Annotated in this window: 18 protein-coding genes; 9 read left to right on the top strand and 9 right to left on the bottom strand. The window is 67.7% G+C overall.

Features of this window, described 5'->3' with window-relative positions:
- The first annotated feature begins 63 nt into the window (after positions 1 to 63).
- The 3 genes from ACZ5IQ_RS06080 to ACZ5IQ_RS06070 all read left to right on the top strand — a co-directional run bounded on the left by ACZ5IQ_RS06080 (position 64) and on the right by ACZ5IQ_RS06070 (position 2,007).
- Positions 64 to 561, top strand: a complete 498-nt coding sequence (locus ACZ5IQ_RS06080) for an NUDIX domain-containing protein (RefSeq protein ID WP_064860514.1) — start codon at positions 64 to 66, stop codon at positions 559 to 561.
- A gap of 107 nt (positions 562 to 668) precedes the next feature.
- Positions 669 to 905: a hypothetical protein gene (locus tag ACZ5IQ_RS06075; protein ID WP_212812656.1), complete on the top strand. Its 237-nt coding sequence runs from the start codon at positions 669 to 671 to the stop codon at positions 903 to 905.
- Between the two features lie 82 nt (positions 906 to 987).
- Entirely contained in the window at positions 988 to 2,007 is a 1,020-nt protein-coding gene (locus tag ACZ5IQ_RS06070; protein WP_212812657.1) for an isopenicillin N synthase family dioxygenase, read from the top strand.
- 10 nt (positions 2,008 to 2,017) lie between these two features.
- On the opposite strand, the gene ACZ5IQ_RS06065 is transcribed toward ACZ5IQ_RS06070, so the two are convergent.
- Positions 2,018 to 5,452 carry a bifunctional proline dehydrogenase/L-glutamate gamma-semialdehyde dehydrogenase gene (locus ACZ5IQ_RS06065; RefSeq protein ID WP_464480970.1) on the bottom strand — a complete coding sequence of 1,145 codons (3,435 nt, stop codon included), beginning with the start codon at positions 5,450 to 5,452 and terminating at the stop codon, positions 2,018 to 2,020.
- 69 nt (positions 5,453 to 5,521) lie between these two features.
- Between ACZ5IQ_RS06065 and ACZ5IQ_RS06060 the strand changes: the two genes are divergently transcribed.
- Positions 5,522 to 6,448, top strand: coding sequence for a LysR family transcriptional regulator (locus ACZ5IQ_RS06060; protein ID WP_318986218.1), 927 nt, complete (start codon positions 5,522 to 5,524; stop codon positions 6,446 to 6,448).
- Between the two features lie 5 nt (positions 6,449 to 6,453).
- Here the strand turns inward: ACZ5IQ_RS06060 and ACZ5IQ_RS06055 are convergent, their stop codons facing one another.
- Complete coding sequence (locus ACZ5IQ_RS06055) at positions 6,454 to 6,897, bottom strand: MarR family winged helix-turn-helix transcriptional regulator (RefSeq protein ID WP_464481429.1); 444 nt, start codon at positions 6,895 to 6,897, stop codon at positions 6,454 to 6,456.
- A 16-nt stretch (positions 6,898 to 6,913) separates the two neighbouring features.
- On the bottom strand, positions 6,914 to 7,954 hold the full coding sequence (locus tag ACZ5IQ_RS06050; RefSeq protein WP_318986220.1) for a TIGR03617 family F420-dependent LLM class oxidoreductase: 1,041 nt from the start codon (positions 7,952 to 7,954) through the stop codon (positions 6,914 to 6,916).
- A 150-nt stretch (positions 7,955 to 8,104) separates the two neighbouring features.
- Between ACZ5IQ_RS06050 and ACZ5IQ_RS06045 the strand changes: the two genes are divergently transcribed.
- Positions 8,105 to 9,229, top strand: coding sequence for a sulfotransferase (locus tag ACZ5IQ_RS06045; RefSeq protein WP_464481428.1), 1,125 nt, complete (start codon positions 8,105 to 8,107; stop codon positions 9,227 to 9,229).
- A complete protein-coding gene (locus ACZ5IQ_RS06040; RefSeq protein WP_464480969.1) occupies positions 9,219 to 10,514 on the top strand; it encodes a hypothetical protein in 1,296 nt (431 codons plus the stop codon). Before ACZ5IQ_RS06045 ends, ACZ5IQ_RS06040 begins: the two co-directional genes overlap by 11 nt.
- A 64-nt stretch (positions 10,515 to 10,578) precedes the next feature.
- On the opposite strand, the gene dapC is transcribed toward ACZ5IQ_RS06040, so the two are convergent.
- Complete coding sequence (gene dapC, locus ACZ5IQ_RS06035; protein WP_464481427.1) at positions 10,579 to 11,682, bottom strand: succinyldiaminopimelate transaminase; 1,104 nt, start codon at positions 11,680 to 11,682, stop codon at positions 10,579 to 10,581.
- A gap of 2 nt (positions 11,683 to 11,684) precedes the next feature.
- Entirely contained in the window at positions 11,685 to 12,005 is a 321-nt protein-coding gene (gene fdxA, locus ACZ5IQ_RS06030) for a ferredoxin (protein WP_029121628.1), read from the bottom strand.
- Positions 12,006 to 12,262: 257 nt separating this feature from the next.
- Here fdxA and ACZ5IQ_RS06025 point away from each other — a divergent pair, with 257 nt between their 5' ends.
- Together ACZ5IQ_RS06025 and ACZ5IQ_RS06020 are read left to right on the top strand one after the other, a co-directional pair.
- Positions 12,263 to 12,829, top strand: a complete 567-nt coding sequence (locus ACZ5IQ_RS06025) for a PadR family transcriptional regulator (RefSeq protein WP_406775587.1) — start codon at positions 12,263 to 12,265, stop codon at positions 12,827 to 12,829.
- Positions 12,826 to 14,841: an FAD-dependent oxidoreductase gene (locus ACZ5IQ_RS06020; RefSeq protein WP_406775586.1), complete on the top strand. Its 2,016-nt coding sequence runs from the start codon at positions 12,826 to 12,828 to the stop codon at positions 14,839 to 14,841. The genes ACZ5IQ_RS06025 and ACZ5IQ_RS06020 overlap by 4 nt, the downstream gene beginning before the upstream one ends.
- 119 nt (positions 14,842 to 14,960) lie before the next feature.
- Here the strand turns inward: ACZ5IQ_RS06020 and ACZ5IQ_RS06015 are convergent, their stop codons facing one another.
- Both ACZ5IQ_RS06015 and ACZ5IQ_RS06010 read right to left on the bottom strand, forming a co-directional pair.
- Positions 14,961 to 15,422, bottom strand: coding sequence for a DUF2231 domain-containing protein (locus ACZ5IQ_RS06015; protein ID WP_406775585.1), 462 nt, complete (start codon positions 15,420 to 15,422; stop codon positions 14,961 to 14,963).
- A 150-nt stretch (positions 15,423 to 15,572) separates the two neighbouring features.
- Positions 15,573 to 18,152 (bottom strand): bifunctional FO biosynthesis protein CofGH, encoded by a 2,580-nt coding sequence (locus ACZ5IQ_RS06010; RefSeq protein WP_318986224.1) that lies wholly within the window; start codon positions 18,150 to 18,152, stop codon positions 15,573 to 15,575.
- A gap of 213 nt (positions 18,153 to 18,365) precedes the next feature.
- Here ACZ5IQ_RS06010 and ACZ5IQ_RS06005 point away from each other — a divergent pair, with 213 nt between their 5' ends.
- Positions 18,366 to 19,712 carry a hypothetical protein gene (locus ACZ5IQ_RS06005; protein ID WP_406775584.1) on the top strand — a complete coding sequence of 449 codons (1,347 nt, stop codon included), beginning with the start codon at positions 18,366 to 18,368 and terminating at the stop codon, positions 19,710 to 19,712.
- A gap of 231 nt (positions 19,713 to 19,943) precedes the next feature.
- Here ACZ5IQ_RS06005 and ACZ5IQ_RS06000 read toward each other — a convergent pair whose 3' ends face one another.
- The gene (locus tag ACZ5IQ_RS06000; protein ID WP_406775583.1) at positions 19,944 to 20,396 is read right to left on the bottom strand and encodes a hypothetical protein; all 453 of its coding nucleotides are present in this window, start codon (positions 20,394 to 20,396) and stop codon (positions 19,944 to 19,946) included.
- A 90-nt stretch (positions 20,397 to 20,486) separates the two neighbouring features.
- Positions 20,487 to 21,365 carry an N-acetyl-1-D-myo-inositol-2-amino-2-deoxy-alpha-D-glucopyranoside deacetylase gene (mshB, locus tag ACZ5IQ_RS05995; protein WP_133425568.1) on the bottom strand — a complete coding sequence of 293 codons (879 nt, stop codon included), beginning with the start codon at positions 21,363 to 21,365 and terminating at the stop codon, positions 20,487 to 20,489.
- Positions 21,366 to 21,386 lie beyond the last annotated feature (21 nt).

Raw genomic sequence — 21,386 nt, 5'->3', positions numbered from 1 at the left:
CTCCGGGATACTGGAGCTGTGATCGAACGCGTCGGCTCCCGTGAGGTCTACCGCAACGCCTGGATGTCGGTGCGCGAAGACGACATCCGCCGCCCCGACGGCACCACCGGCATCTACGGGGTGGTGGACAAACCCACCTATGCGCTGGTGATTGCCCGCGACGGCGACCGCTACCGGATGGTGGAGCAGTTCCGCTACCCAATCGGGTTGCGGCGCTGGGAGTTTGTGCAGGGCACCGCGCCGGGCACGTTGGGCGGCAACGAGCCCGCGCCCGCCGATCTGGCTGCCCAGGAACTCCGTGAGGAGACCGGGCTGCGCGCCGAGACGTGGGAAGTGCTGGGCCAGTTGGATGTCGCACCCGGGATGTGCAGCCAACGCGGCTGGGCCTACCTCGCGACCGGCATCACCGAGGGTGAACACGAGCGTGAGCACGAAGAGCAGGACATGCACAGCGAGTGGTTCACCGCTGAGGAGATCGAGAACATGATCCGGCGCGGCGACATCACCGATGCGCAATCGTTGGCGGCGTGGACACTGCTGCGGTTGCACACGACGCGGTAAGGCGATCCTGCCAACTCGGGTAAACATCGCGCCACCTGGGATGACGCCGATTCGGGCGCCTGTTGATCTGGGCATGGCACCCAGCAGGAGGCAACAGCATGAAAACGATGACCAGTAGTACACGGCAAGCGTTGGGCCGCTACGTTCTCGCAGGCGCACTCGGAGTCGGAGTCCTGGTGTCCCCGATCGTGTGGTCATTCGCCGAGGACACGCAGAAGGCCTTACCGGAAACCGTTGTGGCAGCACACAACAACCACGGTATCGATCAACTGCAGTGGCTCCAGGACATCCAGCCGCACGCCCAGGCGCCGCGCGTCGACACCACGGTGCACCAGAGCCAGTGATGGGCGCCTCGACCGACGATGTTGCGCGATAAGAGTTTTCACACTTGATCTCAACTTAGGTTGAGGTTCTAGCGTCGAACGCATGACCCAACCAGAAGTGATAGTCGACCGTGTCGTCCTGCAGGACGGCTTCGTCCCAGTGATAGACATCAGCAGCGCACGCACCGGCGACCCGGCGCACCGCCAGGCGGTGGCCGACGCGATCGGCCGCTGCTGCGAGACGAGCGGCTTCCTGCTCCTCGTGGGCCATGGCGTGCCCTACAAGGCCATCAGCGACGTCAACCGTGCCCTCCGTGAGTTCTTCGCCCTGCCACAGGGAGAGAAGGACCGGGTCCGGGCACTGCCCGGCGACCCACTGGCCCGTGGATTCAGCAGTGCGGGCAAGCTTTCGGCCACCAACGACGGCGCGGACGTCGAGGCCGAGCACCAGGCGCCGGACCGCGTCGAGAAGTTCGTCCACTTTCCGCTCGGCAACCCCGAGGGCCTGGGCGGCGACGGTTGGACCGATGAGCGGGTGGCCGTCGCCGAGCGGTGGCCCGAACTCCCGGGCTTCCGCGGCGCCTACGAGCGCTACTACGCCGAAATGGAACTACTGGCGACCGAGCTGTCCCGGCTCTTCGCACTCGCCCTTGGCCTGCGCGAGGATTGGTTCGACGCGTCGATCGACCGGCACAACTCCAACCTGATGGCCAACTACTACCCGGCCGACAATCGGCCGGCGGGCGAAATCCGGCTGAGCCAGCACAGTGACTGGGGCAATCTCACGATCCTGTTGCAGGACGAATCTCAGCGCGGGCTGCAGGTTCTCAATAACCACGGCGAATGGCTCGATGTGCCTGTGGTTCCCGGCGCGTTCGTCATCAACATCGGCGACCTGCTCGCGCGGTGGACCAACGACCGCTGGGTCAGCACCGTGCACCGCGTGGTGAGCAACGGTGCCGGCGGAGAGCGGTTCAGCCTGCCGTTCTTCCACCAACCCAACTTCGATGCCGTCATCGAGTGCATCCCCACCTGCGCGACAGCCGACAACCCGCCGCGCTATGAACCGGTGGTGTCGGGGCCGTATCTGCTCGACAAGTTCAAACTGGCCTACGCGCTCTGAGGACTCGACGTCACCGGAAGAGATTCTCCGACAACGGCGTCGGAGAGCCGAATCGGTGCGCCGTCACCGCGATCGCCTGCTCGTGCAGGAACGTCAGCAGCTCGACGCGCCCCGCTTCGACAACCGGCCCCGCGTAGAGCGCGATCCCGACATTGCCGGCGCTGTCGCGAGCGAACTGTTCGCGGCTGCCGCCGAGCAGGCGAACGCGGCCGGGCGCGTTGTCCCGCAGGGCGTTCCGCCACGACGGGGCATCTTCCGCCCGGCAGACGACGCCCGCGGTGGCCAGCGTGTCGGCAACCGACGGGTCGAGCGGAACCGGGGTGGAGAGGGTCACGCGGGAACCCGCGAGGATTCCCGCCCCGACGACCCGCAGCACGGCCGCCGGATCAGCATTCTCGGCGCGTACCGTCACCGGCACCGGCAGGTAGCGGAAGACGTTCTTCTCCGCCATCAGGGCGGACACATCGCGCGCGATGCCGAACTCCGTCGCCCAGGCATGTGCGTCGGATCCGAAGGACCGCTCGAGGAAGTCCAGTGCCCCCGGGTCCGGCGCGAAAGTCTTTGCGGCGTCGAGGATCGTGCGCACCGACGGTGAGATGGCGGCCGTCCGGGTCGCCGGCGCGGAACGCCAATCACTCAGCCCGATCAGGTAATTCGGACCACCGGCCTTCGCGCCCGCACCGACCGCCGACTTCTTCCACCCGCCGAAGGGCTGCCGCCGCACGATCGCCCCGACGGTCGAACGGTTCACATAGGCATTGCCGGCCTCGACGCGGTCGAGCCAACGTTCGATCTCATCGCGGTCCAGGCTGTGCAGGCCCGCCGTCAGGCCGTAGTCGACCTCATTCTGAATGGCCATCGCCTCGTCGAGGTCATCGGCGGCGATGAGGCCCAGGACCGGACCGAAGTATTCGGTGAGGTGGAACTCCGAGCCGCGCCGCACGCCGGTCTTCACTCCCGGTGACCAGAGCCGTCCGCTGTCGTCGAGTCGGCGCGGCTCCACCAGCCACTGCTCACCCGGTGCGAGCTGCGTGAGGGCCCGCAGCAGCTTGCCGTGGGCGGGTTCGATGATGGGTCCCACCTGCGCGGTCGGGTCTGACGGGTAGCCGACCTTCAGCGACGTGACGGCGTCGACGAGCTGGTCGCGGAACCGCGCGGAGCGGGCAACCGAGCCCACCAGAATGCCGAGCGACGCCGCCGAACACTTCTGTCCGGCATGCCCGAAGGCCGAGTACACCAGGTCTTTGACCGCGAGATCGAGATCGGCATGCGGGGTGACGATGATGGAGTTCTTGCCGCTGGTCTCGGCCAGCAGCGGCAGGTCGGGCCGGAAGCTGCGGAACAGTTCCGCGGTCTCGAACCCGCCCGTGAGGATCAGGCGGGCGACCCGCGGGTCGGATACCAATTGCGTCCCGAGCTCGCCCTCGTCGAGGTGCACCAACTGCAGCACGTCGCGCGGCACGCCGGCGTCCCAGAGCGCTTGCACCATAACGGATCCGCACCGCCTGGCCTGGGTGGCGGGCTTGATGATGACGGGGCTGCCCGCGGCCAGCGCGGCCAGGACCGATCCGGCGGGGATCGCCACCGGGAAGTTCCAGGGCGGTGTGACGACGGTCAATCCCGCCGGTGCCGCGACGGCACCGTCGACAATGTCGAGGTTTTCCGCTTGCGCCGCATAGTAATTCGCGAAGTCGATGGCCTCGGAGACCTCGGGATCACCCTGATCGAGCGTCTTGCCGCACTCGGACGCCATGACCTCCAGCAGTACCGCCCGCCCCGCCTGCAACGTCGCGGCCGCACGCCGAAGGACCGCTGCCCGTTCGGCACCGGTCCGCTTCGCCCACACCGCACCCGCGGTGACGGCCTCGGCGATGATTCCGTCGAGCGCGGCCGTGCTCGTCACGGTGTGCTCGGCCACCAGCTCCACACCGGTCGACGACGCGGCGATCCGCTCGGTGATCGCCCGCCCCCACAACCGATTTCCGGGCAGCGCCGGATCGGTGTCGGCGACATTCGCGAACCGGCCGGCCGGGCACATTGCCGCGCGCGGATCGTCGGTACGGCGATCCTGACGACGGTTGGGCACCGGAATGACAGTCTCCCCCACGAGATCCGCGAGCGACGCGATGAACCGGTCCTTCTCGCGCTGGAACAGCGACTGGTCGTCGTGCAGCTCGAACACCGCCGACATGAAGTTGTCCTGGCTGGCACCTTCCTCCAACCGCCGCACGAGGTAGGCGATCGCGACGTCAAAGTCCTTGGGGTGCACCACCGGTACGTACAGCAATAGACCGCCGACGGTGCGCCGGACGGCTTCGGCCTGGGCCTCCGCCATCCCCAGCAGCATCTCGAACTCCACCCGGTCCCGGACGCCGCGACGCCCCGCGAGCGTCCACGCGTACGCGATGTCGAAGAGGTTGTGCCCGGCGACACCGATCCGCACGTTCGCCGTGTGTTCGGGCCGCAGCGCGTAATCCAGCACCCGTTTGTAATTGGTGTCCGTGTCCCGTTTGGTCGGCAGGGTCGCCACGGGCCAGCCGTGCAGCGAGGCCTCCACGTGTTCCATGGGCAGGTTGGCGCCCTTGACCAACCGGACCTTGATGCCCGCGCCGCCCCGCTCGCGGCGCGCGCGAGCCCAGTCCTGCAGGCGCATCATCGCGCTCAGCGCATCGGGCAGGTAGGCCTGCAGCACGATCCCGGCTTCGAGGTCCAGCAGATCGGCCCGGTCGAGCAGCTTGGTGAACACCGCGATCGTCAACTCCAGGTCGCGGTACTCCTCCATGTCGAGGTTGATGAACTTCTTCGTCGGCGCGGTCGCCGCCTGCGTGAACAACGGCAGCAGGTTCTGCGCGATGTGGTCGACGGCTTCATCGAACGCCCACGGCGAGTGCGGTGGCACGGTGGCCGAGACCTTGATCGACACGTAGTCGACGTCGGGGCGGGCGAGCAGCCGTTCGGTGCCCTGCAGCCGTCGGGCCGCCTCGGCCTGGCCGAGCACGGCCTCACCGAGCAGGTTGATGTTGAGTCCGACACCACGGCTGCGGATCCGTGCGATGGATCGTCCGAGACGGGCATCGGTTGCGTCGACGAGAAGGTGACCGACCATCTGGCGCAACGCCTTCCGGGCGACTGGGATGACCAGGCCGGGCGCGATCACCGACACCAGGGCGCCGAGCTTGATCAACAGCCGTTCGTGCAGCGGCAGGAAGGCAGGCGCGTTGCGCGCGAGGGCCCGGAGGTTGGCCGCCGCGACGCGATGGTCTTCGGGCCGGATCACCCGGTCGACGAAGCCGACGGTGAAATCCAGGCCGTGCGGATCGCGCAGGACGTCGGCCAACCGTCTGCCGGCCGGGGCGACAGGCAGGCGGGCGGCGTCGTCGAGCCAGGACCGGACCTGACTCACGACATCGGTCAGCAGATCTTCGTCACTGCCTAGCTGGGTCATCTGCCCATCATGAGCTCGTCAGACACTTAAAATAAAGCGATGATTTCTGACAGAAAAGATTAAGCAGAAATGAAACATCAGCGCGCTGATCTGCTCGACACCCGACGGCTGCGTCTGCTGCACGAGCTGAGCCTGCGTGGCACGTTGTCCGAGGTCGCCGAGGCACTGCACCAAAGCCCGTCGTCGATATCGCAGGCGCTGAGCCAGCTCGAACGCGAAGTCGGCGTGCCGCTGCTCGAAAAGGTCGGGCGCCGGCTGCGGCTCACGCCCGCCGCCGAGGTGCTCGTCGAACACACCGCGGTCATCTTGGCGCGGCTCGAGCAGGCCGCCTCCGATGTCGCGGTGCAGAGCGACGAGGCGTCCGGCACCGTTCGGCTGGCCGTCTTCCAATCGGCGGCCTCGGCCTTCATGCCGCAGATGTTGACGGAGCTGGCGACCCGCCATCCGCGGCTGCGCGTGACCATGTCGCAGCGCGAACCGGAGCAGGCGCTCTACGAGACCTGGCTGCGCGAGTTCGATCTCGTGATCGCCGAGGAGTATCCGGGGCACGCCGCGCGCGCGTATCCCGATCTGCACCGGGCACCGCTGACCACCGACCTGCTGCGGCTGGCCGTCCCACCGAGCGGAGACCCCTGGGACCGCATCTCGTCGGTCGAGGATGCCGCCGACCTGCCGTGGACGATGGAGCCCGAAGGCACCGCTTCCCGGCACTGGGCCGAACAGCTCTGCCGGAAAGCAGGTTTCGAGCCCGACGTCCGCTTCGAGACCGACGATCTCGAAGCCCAGATCGCCCTGATCGAGAACGGCAACGCCGTCGCCATCCTGCCCGACCTGATGCGCGTCCGGCGCCGTCCCGATGTCCGCGTCATCGACGTCGATCCGCGTCGGCGCGTGGTGTTCACGGCGACGCGGACCGCCATCAGCAAGACGCCGGCCATCGTGGCGTGCCGGGCCGCACTGGCTTCGGCCGTGCCCGCGCAGCTCGATGTCGACTGAACGCCCTAAATCGGGGTTTCCTTGGTGTCGTTGACGAACCTGTTCAGCAGCACGTCGAGCTGACGCAGATCGTCGGCGCTCCAGTCCGCGAGCGCACGCGCCAGGTGTTCGCGGCGCACTTCCTGCAGTGCGTCGGCCGCCCGCTGCCCCGCCGCGGTGACCTGCACGATGGACACGCGACCGTCATTGCCGTCGGCGTGCCGGGTCACGTGCCCGGCGTCGACCAGGGCCTGCACCCGCCGCGTGGTCATGCCGACGTCCATGTGCGCGGTGGTCGCCAACTGCCCGACGGGCTGCGGCCCGTCATCGATCAGCACCCGCAGCAGCGCGTACGACGGCTGCGACAGTTCGGTGTCGGCACTGGCGGCCTGCCGCTTGAAGGCCGCACGGCTCAAGCTCAACCGCACCACCTGGGCGAGGGCGGCGCTGATCGAATCCACCGACTCCATCTTGCGTTTCGACGCCCTAATCGAGACCATGGCGCGCTCCGTTCTGCAGGTCCCGGACGCAGGCCCGCACGGGTTGATCCTCGTTCTCGTCCGCACGGACCGGCGGTAGTACCACCCCGTCCGCGATGCCGTCGTACTTGGCACGCAGCAGATCCGGTAGCTGATCGTATCGCCCGGCGGTCACGAGCTGATCGAGTACGGCGTCGTCGAGGACGGCGGGCAGGTCTTCCCACCGTTGCTGTTTGATGAGGGCGCGAAGGTCGTCGGCCAAGGCGTGCCAGCCTTTTCGTTTCAGTGTCGCCGCGTAGGCGGGGGTCGAGAGCAGGAAGGCCAGCATCCGGCGTTGGCGCTCGCGGTCCTGCGCGACCAGCAGGTCGGTGCTGCCGGTGGCGACCGCGGTCGATGCCACGAGCGCCGGCAGTTCCGCGCGACCCGCCGCCGCGGCCCCACGCTGAAGTGCCGGGCGGACAACGTCTCTGAGGTAGTCCGGGTCGGAATTGGTGGAATGGGTGACGACGCCGTCCGCCACCCCGCCGGCCAGTTCACACATGCGTCCGTTGACTGCGCCCAGCCAGATGCGTGGTGGCGCGAGGTCATTCGGCCCCGGGTTGAAGTACGGCTGGAGCCGGGTGATGCGGTAGGCGTCGCCCTCGTGCCGGACGGGCTCGCCAGTGCGGAACGCTTCGAAGATCGCCTTGAGGGCACCGACGTATTCGGCCATCCGGGCCCGCGGTTCGCTCCAGGGCATGCCGAAGCGGTCTTCGATGTTCTGGCGGATCTGGGTGCCCAGGCCCAATTCGAAGCGCCCACCCGAGAAGGTCTGCAGGTCCCAGGCCGCGTAGGCGGTGAGCATGGGGCTGCGGACGAAAGCCAGGGTGACGGCCGTGCGGATGGTCAGCCGCTCGGTGTGTTCGGCGGCCAGTAGTGCCACGGCTAGCGAGTCATGCGTCGTCTCGGCGATGTGCAGGCCGTCGAAGCCAAGTCGCTCGATCCGGCGTGCGTAGGCCGGCACCTGGGTCAGCGGCAGCTCAGGCGACATGGCGGCGAATACCTGCATACGCCAGGACGCTAGCCAGCTTGGTTGACATTGTCAATTGATTGACAATGTCAACTAAAGCTACTTACGTTGTGGCCGCTCCCATTCCGACTCCACGCTCGAGGAACACCTGTGTCGCGTTTCTACTTCGACTGGTCCAACTACTTCACGATGCTGCGTCTGCTGCGCCGTGACGCCCGTTCACAGCGCCGGTGGGCGCCCTTCGTGCGATTCGCCGCCGGGGTACCACTGATGGCCGGCCTGCATGCGCTGTGCTTCGCACTCGACCCGCTCCTGTTTCCGTCATTGCGCCGCACCGAGGTTCGCGCCCCCACGTTCTGTATCGGGCACGCGCGCAGCGGCACGACGTACCTGCACCGCTTGATGGCACAGGACCAGCAGTTCAGCTACGCCCTGATGTATGAGCTGTTCTTCCCGTCGCTACTGGAAAAGAAGCTGCTGCGCTTGTTGTTTCGTGTCGACGCGGCGACCGGCGGGAGGTTGCGTCGCCGGCTCGACGAGATCGAGGAGCGGGCTTTCGCGCCGACCGAGGACATCCACAAGACCGGTTTCTTCGTGCCCGAAGAGGACGACGCGTTCCTGACGTGGTCGCTGAGTTCCGGATTCTGGATCGTGGCGTTCCCCTACATGGGCGAGTTGGACTTCTATCACGTCGACCGCTGGCCCGCGGCGAAGCGGCGCCGCATGATGGCGTTCTACAAGGAATGCGTGCGGCGCCAGATCGCCCTGAACGGCGGCGGCACCCACCTGAGCAAGAACCCGACCTTCTGCGGCCGCGTGGAGACCCTGATCGAGACCTTCCCCGACGCGAGAATCATTGTGCCGATGCGCAATCCGTACGAGACCATTCCGAGCCTGCTGAAACTGATGCAGACCGAATGGTCGCTTCGCGGGCGCGATGACCAGCTCGTCGCCGGCTCGCTGCGCGTACTCGCCGACCAATCGGTCGACACCTACCTGCATCCGCTCGAAGTGCTGGCGCGCCATCCCGAGGTGCGGGCGAGCGTCGTCGACTACCGCGAACTCGTCGGCGCGCCGTCCGCGACCATGCGCCGCGTCTATGCCGACCTCGACCTCGACGTCGGCGCAGAAGCAGAGCAGGCCTTCATTGCCGCCGAACGCCGACCCGGTCACGAGACGACGCACCGGTACAGCCTGGCCGAGTTCGGGCTCGATCCGAATGACATCCACCGGCGACTGGCCGGCCTGTTTGACGAATACCAGTGGGCCACCCTGGTAGAGGACAAAGGAGAAAGCAACGCTCATGTCAGCTGAACTCGAAACGATGCGCGCGGCGTGGACCGACATGATGGCCGCGCTGAACCGCGCGCGCGATGCCGTCGACTCCCCCGACCTGCACGCACCACCCGTGACAGCCCTCGGGGTCGCCGAAGGCTACCGGTACCTCATGGGTTTCGCGTTCAGCGCCATCGAACGCGCCTTCCACGAAGACCCCGCGTTCCCCTATTTCCGCCGCGCCATCCAGCCCGTCGACAAAGCCACCATCGACAACGCCGACGCGCTGTACCTGTCGGCGGCGATCGACGGCGCCCACAATTACCTGATCCGCGGATCATTGGGACCAGATGCACCGCACTACCTCATCTTTGAGGCGCACACGGTGTACGCCGGCGACACCGGCTCGCTGGCCGAGCTCGGGCCGGGCGGACGGGTCGTCACCGGGATGCTCGACTCCGCAAAGCTTCGCATCGACGACGACGGCCGGTTCGAGATCCTGCTGGCCCCGGAGCGGCCGGCCGGCCACACCGGCAATTTCATCGCCACGGCGTCCGCCGACGGGGCTCGTGCCGGATATGTCATCGCGCGCATGCTCTTTCACGACTGGGAGCACGAAAGCTGCCCCGATCTGCACATCGCGCAGATCGGCGCCGAGGGCACGCATCCGCCAGCGCTGACACCGTCGTCCACGGCAGCCCGGCTACGGCGCATCGGTGACCTCGTCGAGAATCAGATGAAGTTCTGGAATGAGTTCTACGACGTCGTCCTCGAAGCCCACGGCGACAAGAACGGTGACGGCATCACCTTCATGCCCCGCAACGCGCTCAACGCACCCATGCCCGCCAACCTCGCGACCGGCGGCGGCCAGTGCACCAACGTCTATTCGGGCGGCACCTATGACCTCGGGCCTGACGACGCGCTACTGGTCGAGCTCAATGTGCCTGTGCCACCGGCATATCTGGGCTTCCACCTGTCGAATCTGTGGGGCGAATCGCTCGACTACGCCAATCATGTCAGCAGCCTCAACGGATTTCAGACCGAGCCTGACCTGGACGGCCGGCTGCGCTACGTCATCACCGGCGTCGACCCGCAGGTGCCGAATTGGCTTGACACCGCCGGACATTCGCAAGGGTTCCTCACCGTCCGGTGGACGTACAGCGGGCCACCGGCGGAGTTACCGACCGCAACCGTGACGGTGGTCGGCCGCAATGAGGTACGTAAGCACCTGCCCGAGTCCACCCGCACCGTCAGCGCCGACGAGCGTCGTGAACAGATCCGGATCCGGCAGGAGCACGTCCAGCGGCGCTATCGCCAGTACTGAGCACCTCGCGATACGTAGAACTGTCCCTTTCTCTTGGAAGGGACAGTTTTTCGTCTCGCGGAATTCAGGCGAGCCGCGCGACCGCGGCGGCGATGCGCTCGTCGGTCGCGGTCAGCGCGATGCGTACGAACTCCTCGCCGGCCGGCCCGTAGAACTCACCGGGGGCGACGAGGATGCCGCGCTCGGCCAGCCACGCGACCGTCGCACGGCCGGACTCGCCGCGGGTGGCCCACAGGTAGAGGCCGGCCTCGGAGTGCTCGACGGTGAAGCCCGCGCCGCGGACCGCCGTCAGCAGCGCGTCGCGCCGCTTGGCGTACCGGTCGCGCTGGATGCGTTCGTGTTCGTCGTCGTCGAGGGCGGCGACCATGGCGGCCTGCACCGGCGTCGGGACGATCATCCCGGCGTGCTTGCGCACCTCCAGCAGTTCGGCGACCAAGGCCGGGTCACCCGCGACGAAACCGGCGCGGTAGCCCGCCAGCGACGATGTCTTGGACAGCGAGTGCACGGCCAGCAGTCCGGTGTGGTCACCGTCGCAGACGTCGGGGTGAAGCACCGACAACGGCTGCGCGTCCCACGCCAGACCGAGGTAGCACTCGTCGGACGCGATGACGACACCGCGCTCGCGCGCCCAGCCCACGACCTTGCGCAGGTGGTCGATACCCAGCACCTTGCCGGTCGGGTTACTGGGCGAGTTGAGGTAGACCAGTCCGGGCACCTGGGGCCCGACCTGGGTCAGCGAATCGGCCCGCAGTACCTGTGCGCCGGCCAGCCGCGCGCCGACGTCGTACGTCGGGTAGGCCAGCTCGGGCACCACGACGGTGTCGGCGGCTCCCAAACCGAGCAGCGTCGGCAGCCAGGCGATGACCTCTTTGGTGCCGATGACGGGCAGTACCGCCTGCTCCGGCAGGCCGGTGATGCCGTAACGGCGCTGCAGGGCAGCCACCGCCGACGCGCGCACGGCCGGCGTACCGGCCGTCGTCGGGTAACCCGGTGAGGCACTGGCAGCGGCCAGCGCGTCCCGGATGACATCGGCGACCGGATCCACCGGCGTGCCGACGGACAGATCGACGATGCCGTCCGGGTGGGCACGAGCGGTCGCGGTCGCCTCCGCCAGGGTGTCCCAGGGGAACACCGGCAATGCGGCCGAGACCTTGGCTCTAGCGGACAGGGTCACTCGCCCTGCGGCGCGAGATCCTTGACCGCCTGCGGGTCGTTGTCGGTCTGGCCGACCTTCGACGCACCACCCGGCGAGCCGAGCTCGGCGAAGAAGTCGGCATTGTTCTGGGTGTACCCGCTCCACTGATCGGGGACGTCGTCCTCGTAGTAGATGGCCTCGACGGGGCAGACGGGCTCGCACGCGCCGCAGTCCACGCACTCATCGGGGTGGATGTACAGCATGCGTGCACCCTCGTAGATGCAATCGACCGGGCATTCTTCGATACATGCCTTGTCTTTGACGTCGACGCAGGGTTCGGCAATGACGTACGTCACCGGTAGTTCTCCTGTTCCAGTGGGCTGCTGGCTCGTCAGGATTACAACGAGCAGACGTCAGTATGGTGCGCCCGTACCGAAGCGTCTGGCTCAGTGTTACCTAACTTTACGCGCCGCCCGGGAAGGGTGGCGCGTGGTTACTGATACTAGACGTTGCACATACCGTCCGACTAGTTCCCACCACAGCTTTTTACGCGTGTCATTTTTGGCTTTGCAATTTGTTGCATAGGACCGTCGGTAGCACCTACGCTCATGCCGTGGCCCTCCCCCACGCCATCCTCGTGGCGTTGTGCGAACAAGCCGGTTCCGGTTACGAACTGGCCAGCCGGTTCGACCGATCGATCGGCTACTTCTGGGCCGCCACTCACCAGCAGATCTACAAGACGCTGCGCACCATGGACACCGAAGGCTGGGTCAGTGTCGAGGTCGTCGCGCAGCACGGCCGTCCGGACAAGAAGGTCTATTCGGTGACCGACGCCGGCCGGGCCGAACTCGAACGCTGGATCGCCGAACCGCTCACCGGCCGTGGTAGTTCCGTGACCGACGCTCGCACCCGCGAACTCGCGGTTAAGCTGCGCGGCGCGACGTACGGCTCCGCGAACAGCACCGCCGCCCTGCGCGAGCAGATTCGCGCGCTGCGCGCCGAACGCGCCGCGCTGCTCGACACCTATCGCGGCTACGAAAAACGTCAGTTCCCCGATCCCTCCGCACTGACCGCCAGCGCGCTGCACCAATACCTGGTGCTGCGCGGCGGTATCCGCGCCGAGCAGGGATCGGTGGACTGGTTGGACGAAATCCTGTTCGCCCTAGAAGGAACACCATGACCAACCCCTATCCGAACCTGTTGTCGCCGTTGGACCTTGGCTTCACCACGCTGCGCAATCGAGTGATCATGGGCTCGATGCACACCGGCCTCGAAGACCGCGCCCGCGACACCGGAAAGCTGGCCGAGTACTTCGCCGAGCGGGCCCGCGGCCGTGTCGGCCTGATCATCACCGGCGGCTACGCCCCCAACCGCACCGGCTGGCTGCTGCCGTTCGCCGCCGAGATGCTGTCGTCGAGCGACGCCCGCCGGCACCGCCGGATCACAGGCGCGGTGCACGCCGAAGGCGGCAAGATTCTGCTGCAGGTACTGCACGCGGGACGCTATGCGTACCACCCGCTTTCGGTCAGCGCGTCGTCGATCAAGGCCCCCATCAACCCATTCCGGCCGCGGGCCCTGCGCGATGTCGAGGGCACCATCAATGACTTCGTGCGGTGCGCGCTGCTGGCCCGCGAAGCCGGGTACGACGGCGTCGAGATCATGGGCAGCGAAGGCTATCTGCTGAACCAGTTCCTGGCGCCGCGCACCAACAAGCGCACCGACGCCTGGGGCGGCACACCCGAGAAGCGCCGCCGCTTCCCGGTCGAGATCGTCCGCCGCACGCGCGAGGCCGTCGGCCACGACTTCATCATCTGCTACCGGCTGTCGATGGCCGACTACGTCGAGGACGGCCAGACGTGGGAGGAAATCCTCACGCTGGCAACGGAAATCGAAGCCGCTGGGGCGACGATCATCAACACCGGCATCGGTTGGCACGAAGCGCGCGTACCCACCATCGTCACGTCGGTCCCCAACAGCGCGTTCGCGGACATCAGCAACGCGGTGGCGCAACACGTCACCATCCCGGTGGTCGCGTCCAACCGGATCAACATGCCCCAGTCCGCCGAACAGATCCTGGCCGACGGTGCGGTGCAACTGATCTCGATGGCGCGACCGCTGCTGAGCGACCCGGATTGGGTCCGCAAGGCACAGCGCGATGCCGCCGACGAGATCAACACCTGCATCGCCTGCAACCAGGCCTGCCTGGACCACGCGTTCGTGCACAAGACCGTGTCATGCCTGCTGAATCCGCGGGCCGGGCACGAAACCACGTTGGTACTGGGCAAGACTCGGGTGACGAAGCGCGTCGCAGTCGTCGGCGCCGGCCCCGCCGGCCTGGCCGCCGCCGTCACCGCCGCCGAGCGCGGCCACGATGTGACACTGTTCGAGGCCGGCGACCACATCGGCGGCCAATTCGATTTGGCCCGAAGGATTCCCGGCAAAGAGGAGTTCAACGAGACCCTCCGCTACTACACCACGATGCTGGCCAAGCACCGCGTGGATGTCCGGCTGAACACCCGGGCGTCGGCCGACGAACTGTCCGGCTACGACGACGTCGTGCTCGCCACCGGCGTCGCGCCGCGCATGCCTGCGATCCCGGGCATCGATCATCCGATGGTGCTGTCGTACGCGGAGGCCCTCACGGGCGCAGCGGTCGGCAAGCGCGTGGCGGTGATCGGCGCCGGCGGAATCGGTTTCGACGTCAGCGAGTTCCTCACCGTCGACGAATCGCCCACCTTGAACCTCAAGGAATGGCGCGCCGAGTGGGGCATCGCCGACGGCGGCGACTCCCGCGGCGGGTTGGCCACGCCGATCCCGCTGCCACCGGCCCGCGAGGTGTACCTGCTGCAGCGCACCAAGGGCGCCCAGGGACGCGGGCTCGGCAAAACTACGGGCTGGGTGCACCGGGCATCGGTCAAAGCCAAAGGCGTCCAGCAGCTTTCCGGCGTGAACTACGAGAAGATCGATGACGCCGGCCTGCACATCAGCTTCGGCCCCGACCGGTCCGATGCCCGCATCCTCGAGGTCGACAACGTGGTGATCTGCGCCGGCCAGGAGTCGGTGCGTGACCTCGAGGAAGGCCTGCGGCGCAACGGGATCACCCCACACGTCATCGGCGGTGCAGCGGTGGCCGCCGAGCTCGACGCCAAGCGCGCCATCCGCCAGGGCACCGAGTTGGCGGCCAAGCTCTAGTCGGCCGCTGTCCCGGCCACGGCCCTACGTCGAGCGTGGGCGTTGCCGCGCTCCGTGCGGCGTGTCGTCACCACCAAGCGCCACGCTCGGCGTAGGACGGCCGCCTTGTCGGGTTCGGGCTACAGACTGAAGCCGCCCCAGACGGCTCGGGCCCCGGTGTGCCCGATCCGCACGATCTGGTAGATCGTGGCCACGCCGACGACCACAGCCAGCACCGCCACTATGACGCGGGCCAGCGTCTCCTTGTCCCCCAGTCGTGCACCCCAGCGGTGCAGGAAAGCCACGGCCAGCGACACCACGAGCAGACCGATGACGAAAAAGACTGCGGTATCGCCGAGTTCGGCGTGCTCACGCAGCACCGGGTTGTCGGGGAGCTGCTTGATCAGCGCCTCGCCGGCCTCGATGGCGAACGGTGTCAGAATGACCGTCGCCACGGACAGCGCCAGCGTCAGCCACACGAGCCGCTCCCGGGCGGCCGTCCATACGGCGCACATGATCGTCAGGACCGCCGTCAGCGGCGTCAGGACGATGATCGCGTGCACCAGCAATGGGTGGGCGGGCAGGTCACCGATCGTGTTCACGCATCACAGCGTGACACTCGCCGCCGACGAGCGTGCGCAAAATGCACGCGACACACCGCGAAAGCCCGTACAAACTCCCCCGCAAGCGGGTGGTGCCCCCAGGCCGGCTCGCGGGAGGTGGTGGTGCGCCCCGGCTCGCGGGAGATGGGGCTAGGCGGCCAGGGGCGAGTAGTCGGTGCTGCGTTGGCGGGCGGGGCGGCCGATGCCTTCGGCGATGGCGACCAGCTCGGCGACGGTCTTGGCCGAGCCGTTCTCCGAACCGGCCATGCGCGAGATGGTCTCCTCCATCAACGTGCCACCGAGATCGTTGGCACCGCCCTGCAGCATCACCTGCGTGCGCTCGACGCCGAGCTTGACCCACGAGGTCTGGATGCTCGGAATCCGGCCGTGCAGCATGATCCGCGCCAGCGCGTGCACCGCGCGGTTGTCGCGGTGCGTCGGCCCCGGGCGTGCCCCACCGGCCAGATACAGCGGCGAGGACTGATGCACGAACGGCAACGGCACGAACTCGGTGAAACCACCTGTGCGGTCCTGGATTCCGCGCAGCACGTTCAGGTGCCCCACCCAATGCTTCGGGGTGTCCACGTGCCCGTACATCATCGTCGACGACGACCGCAGACCCACCTCGTGCGCCGTGGTCACCACATTGATCCACTCGGCGGTCGGCAACTTGCCCTTGGTCAGCACCCAGCGGACCTCGTCATCGAGAATCTCGGCCGCGGTGCCCGGGATCGTGTCCAGGCCGGCCTCCCGCAGCGAGGTCAGCCACTCGCGCACCGACAACCCACTGCGCGTCACGCCGTTGGCGATCTCCATCGGCGAGAAGGCATGCACGTGCATCGACGGCACCCGATTCTTCACCGCCCGCACCAGATCGGCATACCCCGTCACCGGCAACTCCGGATCGATACCGCCCTGCATGCAGACCTCGGTCGCCCCGGCGACATGCGCCTCCCACGCCCGGTCGGCGACCTCGTCGACCGACAGCGAGTAGGCATCAGCGTCACCCTTGCGCTGCGCGAACGCGCAGAACCGGCAACCGGTGTAGCAGATGTTGGTGAAGTTGATGTTCCGGTTCACCACGAACGTCACGTCATCACCGACGACATCCCGCCGTAGCGAATCAGCCAGCGCGGCAACAGCATCCAGCGCCGGACCGTCAGCGGTGGCCAGGGCCAGATACTCGTCGTCGGAGCAGCCGCCCGGGTTGCGTTCGGCCGACCGCAGCGCGGCCAGCACGTCGGTGTCGATGCGCTCGGGGGCCCGGGCCGCCAGCTCGGAAACCTTCTCCCGGATGGACTCCCAGTCCCCGAACGCACTACCCAGATCGCTGCGCGTCTCGGTCAGCCGGCCCTCGGTGTCGATCGCAGAGTGCAGATCGGTGCGGCCCAACGACTCTGACGCCTCATCGGGTTCCTGCCACGGCAGGCCGACAGGGTTGACCTCGCGTGCCCAACCGGTCTCCGGGTCGGCCAGCGCATCCACGTGGCCCCGCACCCGCGGGTCGATCCACGCCGCCCCGGCCTGCACGTACGACGGCTGCGCCGTCAACCGCTGCACCAGGTCATAACCCGCCTCGGCCGTCACCGCAGCCAGATCGTCCAGCGCCGGCCACGGCCGTTCGGGGTTGACGTGGTCGGGGGTCAGCGGGGACACCCCGCCCCAGTCGTCCACGCCGGCGCCGATCAGCGCCAGGCATTCCTCACGGGACACCAGATTCGGCGGCGCCTGAATCCGCATCTTCGGGCCCAGCACCAGGCGGGTCACCGCGATGGTGGCCAGGAAATCGTCGATCCCGGCATCGGGAGTCGCGGCCATGGCCGTGTGGTCCTTGGCCCGGAAGTTCTGCACGATGACTTCCTGCACGTGCCCGAATTCCTTGTGCGACTTGCGGATGGCATGCATGGTCTCGGCCCGCTCGGTGAGATTCTCACCGATACCGACCAGCAGGCCCGTGGTGAACGGGATCGACAACCGGCCCGCGTCATCCAGCGTGCGCAACCGCACCGCCGGATCCTTGTCGGGGCTGCCGTAATGCGCCAGGCCCTTGGTCTCGAACAGCCGCCGCGACGTCGTCTCCAGCATCATGCCCATCGACGGCGCCACCGGCTTGAGCCGCGACAGCTCCGACCAGCTCATCACACCCGGATTCAGGTGCGGCAGCAGACCGGTCTCCTCCAGCACCCGGATCGCCATCGCCCGCACATAGTCGAGGGTGGAGTCATAGCCCCGCTCGTCGAGCCACTGCTTGGCCTCGTCCCAACGGTCCTCCGGCCGGTCACCCAGGGTGAAAAGCGCCTCCTGGCAACCCAACTCGGCACCGCGACGAGCCACGTCGAGAATCTCGTCGGGCTCCATGTACATGCCCATACCCTGCGCGCGCAGCTTGCCCGGCACCGTCACGAACGTGCAGTAATGGCAGGTGTCGCGGCACAGATGCGTGACCGGGATGAACACCTTGCGCGAATACGACACCGGCAACCGACCGGTCGCACCCCGCCGTCCCGCGGCCTCCAGCCCGGCGTCCCGCACCCGGGCAGCGCTCGCACAAAGGTCGGCCAGGTCGTCGCCGCGGGCCGTCATCGCGATCGCGGCCTCATCCACATTCAGCGCCACACCATCACGGGCGCGGCGCAGCACGCGACGTAAGGCGGACGACGATGCGGGGGCGGCGAGCGGTGGGACCACGGGAAGAGGCAGGTCTGCGCCGTTCTGGGGGTTCAGAGCCACTTCCGTGTAACCCCGCTGAAGTCGACGTTCATCCACGCGTCTCACATTCTGAAACCACTGCGCCTGGCATACCGGCCACAGTAGCGCCAGCTCGCCGGCGCGGCGCGGGCCCCATACCCGGACACACACAGCAAACGCGCAGACTATTCGCCGAATTTGGTGACGACCGCGTAAGTTCAGAGGGTCGGGACGCGATCATTTCGAGGAGCCACGGTGTCCGTTTCAGTCCGCTCGTATGTCATGGCGGGCGCCGCCGCTGCGACCGCCACAGCTGTCGCATTGACCCCCATCCAGGTGGTTCCCGCCGACGTCGCGGTCCCCGCGCACTCGACCACAGCCCAACCGCACCTGACCGAGGCCATGGTCAAGCTGCTGGCCGCGGCAAGCAACATGACGCCGCCGGTGCCGCCCAAGCTGCCCGCCGCGGGCGTCGTCCCCAAGGTCGGGCCGAACCCGCTGGCGGCCGCACCCACGGTGACCGGGCCCGTCGTCACCCCACAGAACGCGGCCAGTGACTGGCTCACCAACGCGTACACCGGCATTCAGGCATGGGTCGACTGGGGCGTCGACTACGCCACCGACGTTCTGTATTGGCTGAACTGGTTCGTGCCATTCACCGGCACGATCGCCGCCCAGACCGACATCTTCTACTGGACGCTGATCCGGCCCGTCTCGGACGACATCTTCTACCAGGCGGTCGTCCCGATCGTGAACGATCCGCTCAACCTGGGCGTGTGGGTCAACGGCATCGGCAATGCGATCCGCTATTCGGTCAATGACGTCATCAACTTCGGCATCGCGGAGTTCAACTACTTCTTCGGTTGGATCATCCCGCCGATTCCGCCGCTGCCGCCCATCGGGTCGTTGGCCGCCACGCAGACCACCCTCGAGTCGATCGCCAAGACGGTGCAGACCACACTGACCAGCCTGGCCGCCGGTCTGGTCCCCGCCAAGGCCGCCGAGAAGGCCGCCGCCGCGGACGCCGACCCGGCGAGCAAGCTCGCGCCGACCGCCGCGCAGTCCCCGGCGGACAAGCCGGCAGACAAGCCGGCCGAGAAGCCTGCCGAGACGCCAGCGGTGACGCCGGCGAAGGCGGACGACAAGGGCAAGTCCGACGACAAGGGCACGCAGCCCGCGGGCACCGAGGCCGGCCAGCAGCCGACCGACCCGCAGGCCGAGCCCAAGACGGACCCCAAGGCGGAGCAGCCCAAGACGGACCCCAAAGCCACCGACCCGAAGACCGAACCCAAGGCCGATCCGAAGACCGAACCCAAGACCGGCACTGCGACCGGCGAGGCCGAGGGTCCGGCCAAGCAGCAGGACGAGGTCAAGGCACCGAAGCCCGTCAAGAAACCCGGCAAGAAGGCCGGGGATAAGACCGAGGCCACCAACAACAACGCCGGCACGGATCACCCGACCGGCACGACCGGAGCGACGAAGCCCGGCAAGGGCGACAAAGCCGGAAGCGGCAAGGCCAAGGGCGACAAGGGCGCCGGCCAGTCGCAGGGCGCTGCCGGCGGCCAGAAGGCCGGTTCGGGAAGTCACACAGCCAATAGCTGAGCCAGGCGCCCAGGTTCGCCTGCTCTTGTCACACGTCGATCGCCGCGCCCTGACCGCAGAATCACCGACACCGTCGTTGGCTCTGCGTCAGCGGCGTCAGGCACTCGACCTTTCCCGCCACAACCGCAGGACCAACCAGGCACCGCGATCGACCCTGCGGCCACAGCGGCATCTACTCGATAGTTGTCGCCCTCAGTGCGGAGTCGATGCGGAAATGCCGGAGACCGGACGCTAGTCCGGCGCTGCCGCGCGCCGCTGGGCATTTCGCCACAGCACCACGCCGGGCGGCGTCGCCCCGAGCAGCAAGAAGATCAACGGTGAGGCCTGCATGATTCCGGCGCCGCCGAACACGATGTCATCGCCTGGCCCACCGAGCAGCAGGAGCACGACGGTCGTCAACCAGGCCCACATCGGCAGCGCGGCCAGGCGGGGATGGGACGTCCACTGGAGGCCGGCCCAGACCAGCGCCGCATTGACGAGACCACTGAGCAGGCCACTGATCGGGAACGGCACGGGGCCGAGGTAGAGCGGCAGGAACAGTGCGCCGGCGATGGCCGACAAGGCGCCATCGAACGCCAGCACACCGAGCATCAATGCGCGCGCCCGACCGGAGTCGGCGCGCACCGGGGCAGACGTCAGGTCGGGATGCTGTCGAGCAGACCGACGAGGGAGCCGACGACCCACTGATAGTTGTCGCCGAGGCCCTGCAGGTGCTGCAAGTTGGGGTCCAGATCCGAGTCCATGGCGGCTACCCTACTCCCCCGCTTCCCGGTCTCACGCGAGGTTTATCCCGCTGAGTAGGTCAGTTTCCACACCACGGGCGTCGCGTTCGCCGGCCGTGCCGTCGACCAACACGTAGTGCTCGACGGCACTGATCGGCAGTGCAATGTTGTTGGACAGCGCAAAGACCCGGCCGCTCGGCTCCACCGTCACCTGCGTCTGGTGGGCCCGCATGGCGGCGACCTTGGCCGGCAGGCTGTCCTGCGCGTCGATGACGGCGTCGATGCGGTGGCCGAGATCGAACGGCAGCGCCGTGGCCGGGATCCGCACCCAACTCTCGGGCAGCTCGATCCCATTGATCGACTCCAGGGCCTCGGCCATCGACTCACCGTCCATCACGGTCCAGTAGAACTTCGGGACCTGCCACGGCTCACCGGGATGGCCGTCGCCCGCCGACGCGGCGACCGCAGCCGTCGTCACCCGATGCGCCTGGATGTGGTCGGGGTGCCCGTAGCCGCCGTTGGGGTCGTAGGTGACGACGACGTGCGGGCGGAAGTCCCGCAGCACCGCCACCAGTTCGGCGACGGCCTCGTCCATGTCGGCGTCCGCGAACCGCTGACGGTGCCGCGCCGGGCTGCCTTCCATACCGGAGTCCCGCCAATGCCCGGCCCCGCCCAGATACCGCGGCCTGTCGACGCCCAATGCCCGTAGCGCCGAGGTCAATTCACCGATCCGGTAGCCGCCCAGCTGGTCAGCTCCGTCGACCGCCAGCTGTGCCCACTGCGAACCGATGACCTCGCCCTCTTCGCCCAGGGTGCAGGTGAGCACCCGCACGTCGGCGCCGCGGGCCGCGTAGTGCGCGATGGTCGCTCCGGTAGTCAGTGTCTCGTCATCCGGATGGGCATGGACGAACAGCAGCCGTGGGGTCTCCATATCCCCCAGGCTGGCATACAT

Source organism: Mycobacterium toneyamaense, assembly GCF_055384815.1.
Note: the sequence above shows the minus strand (reverse complement) of the source record. Positions and strands in the feature narration are given on the sequence as shown.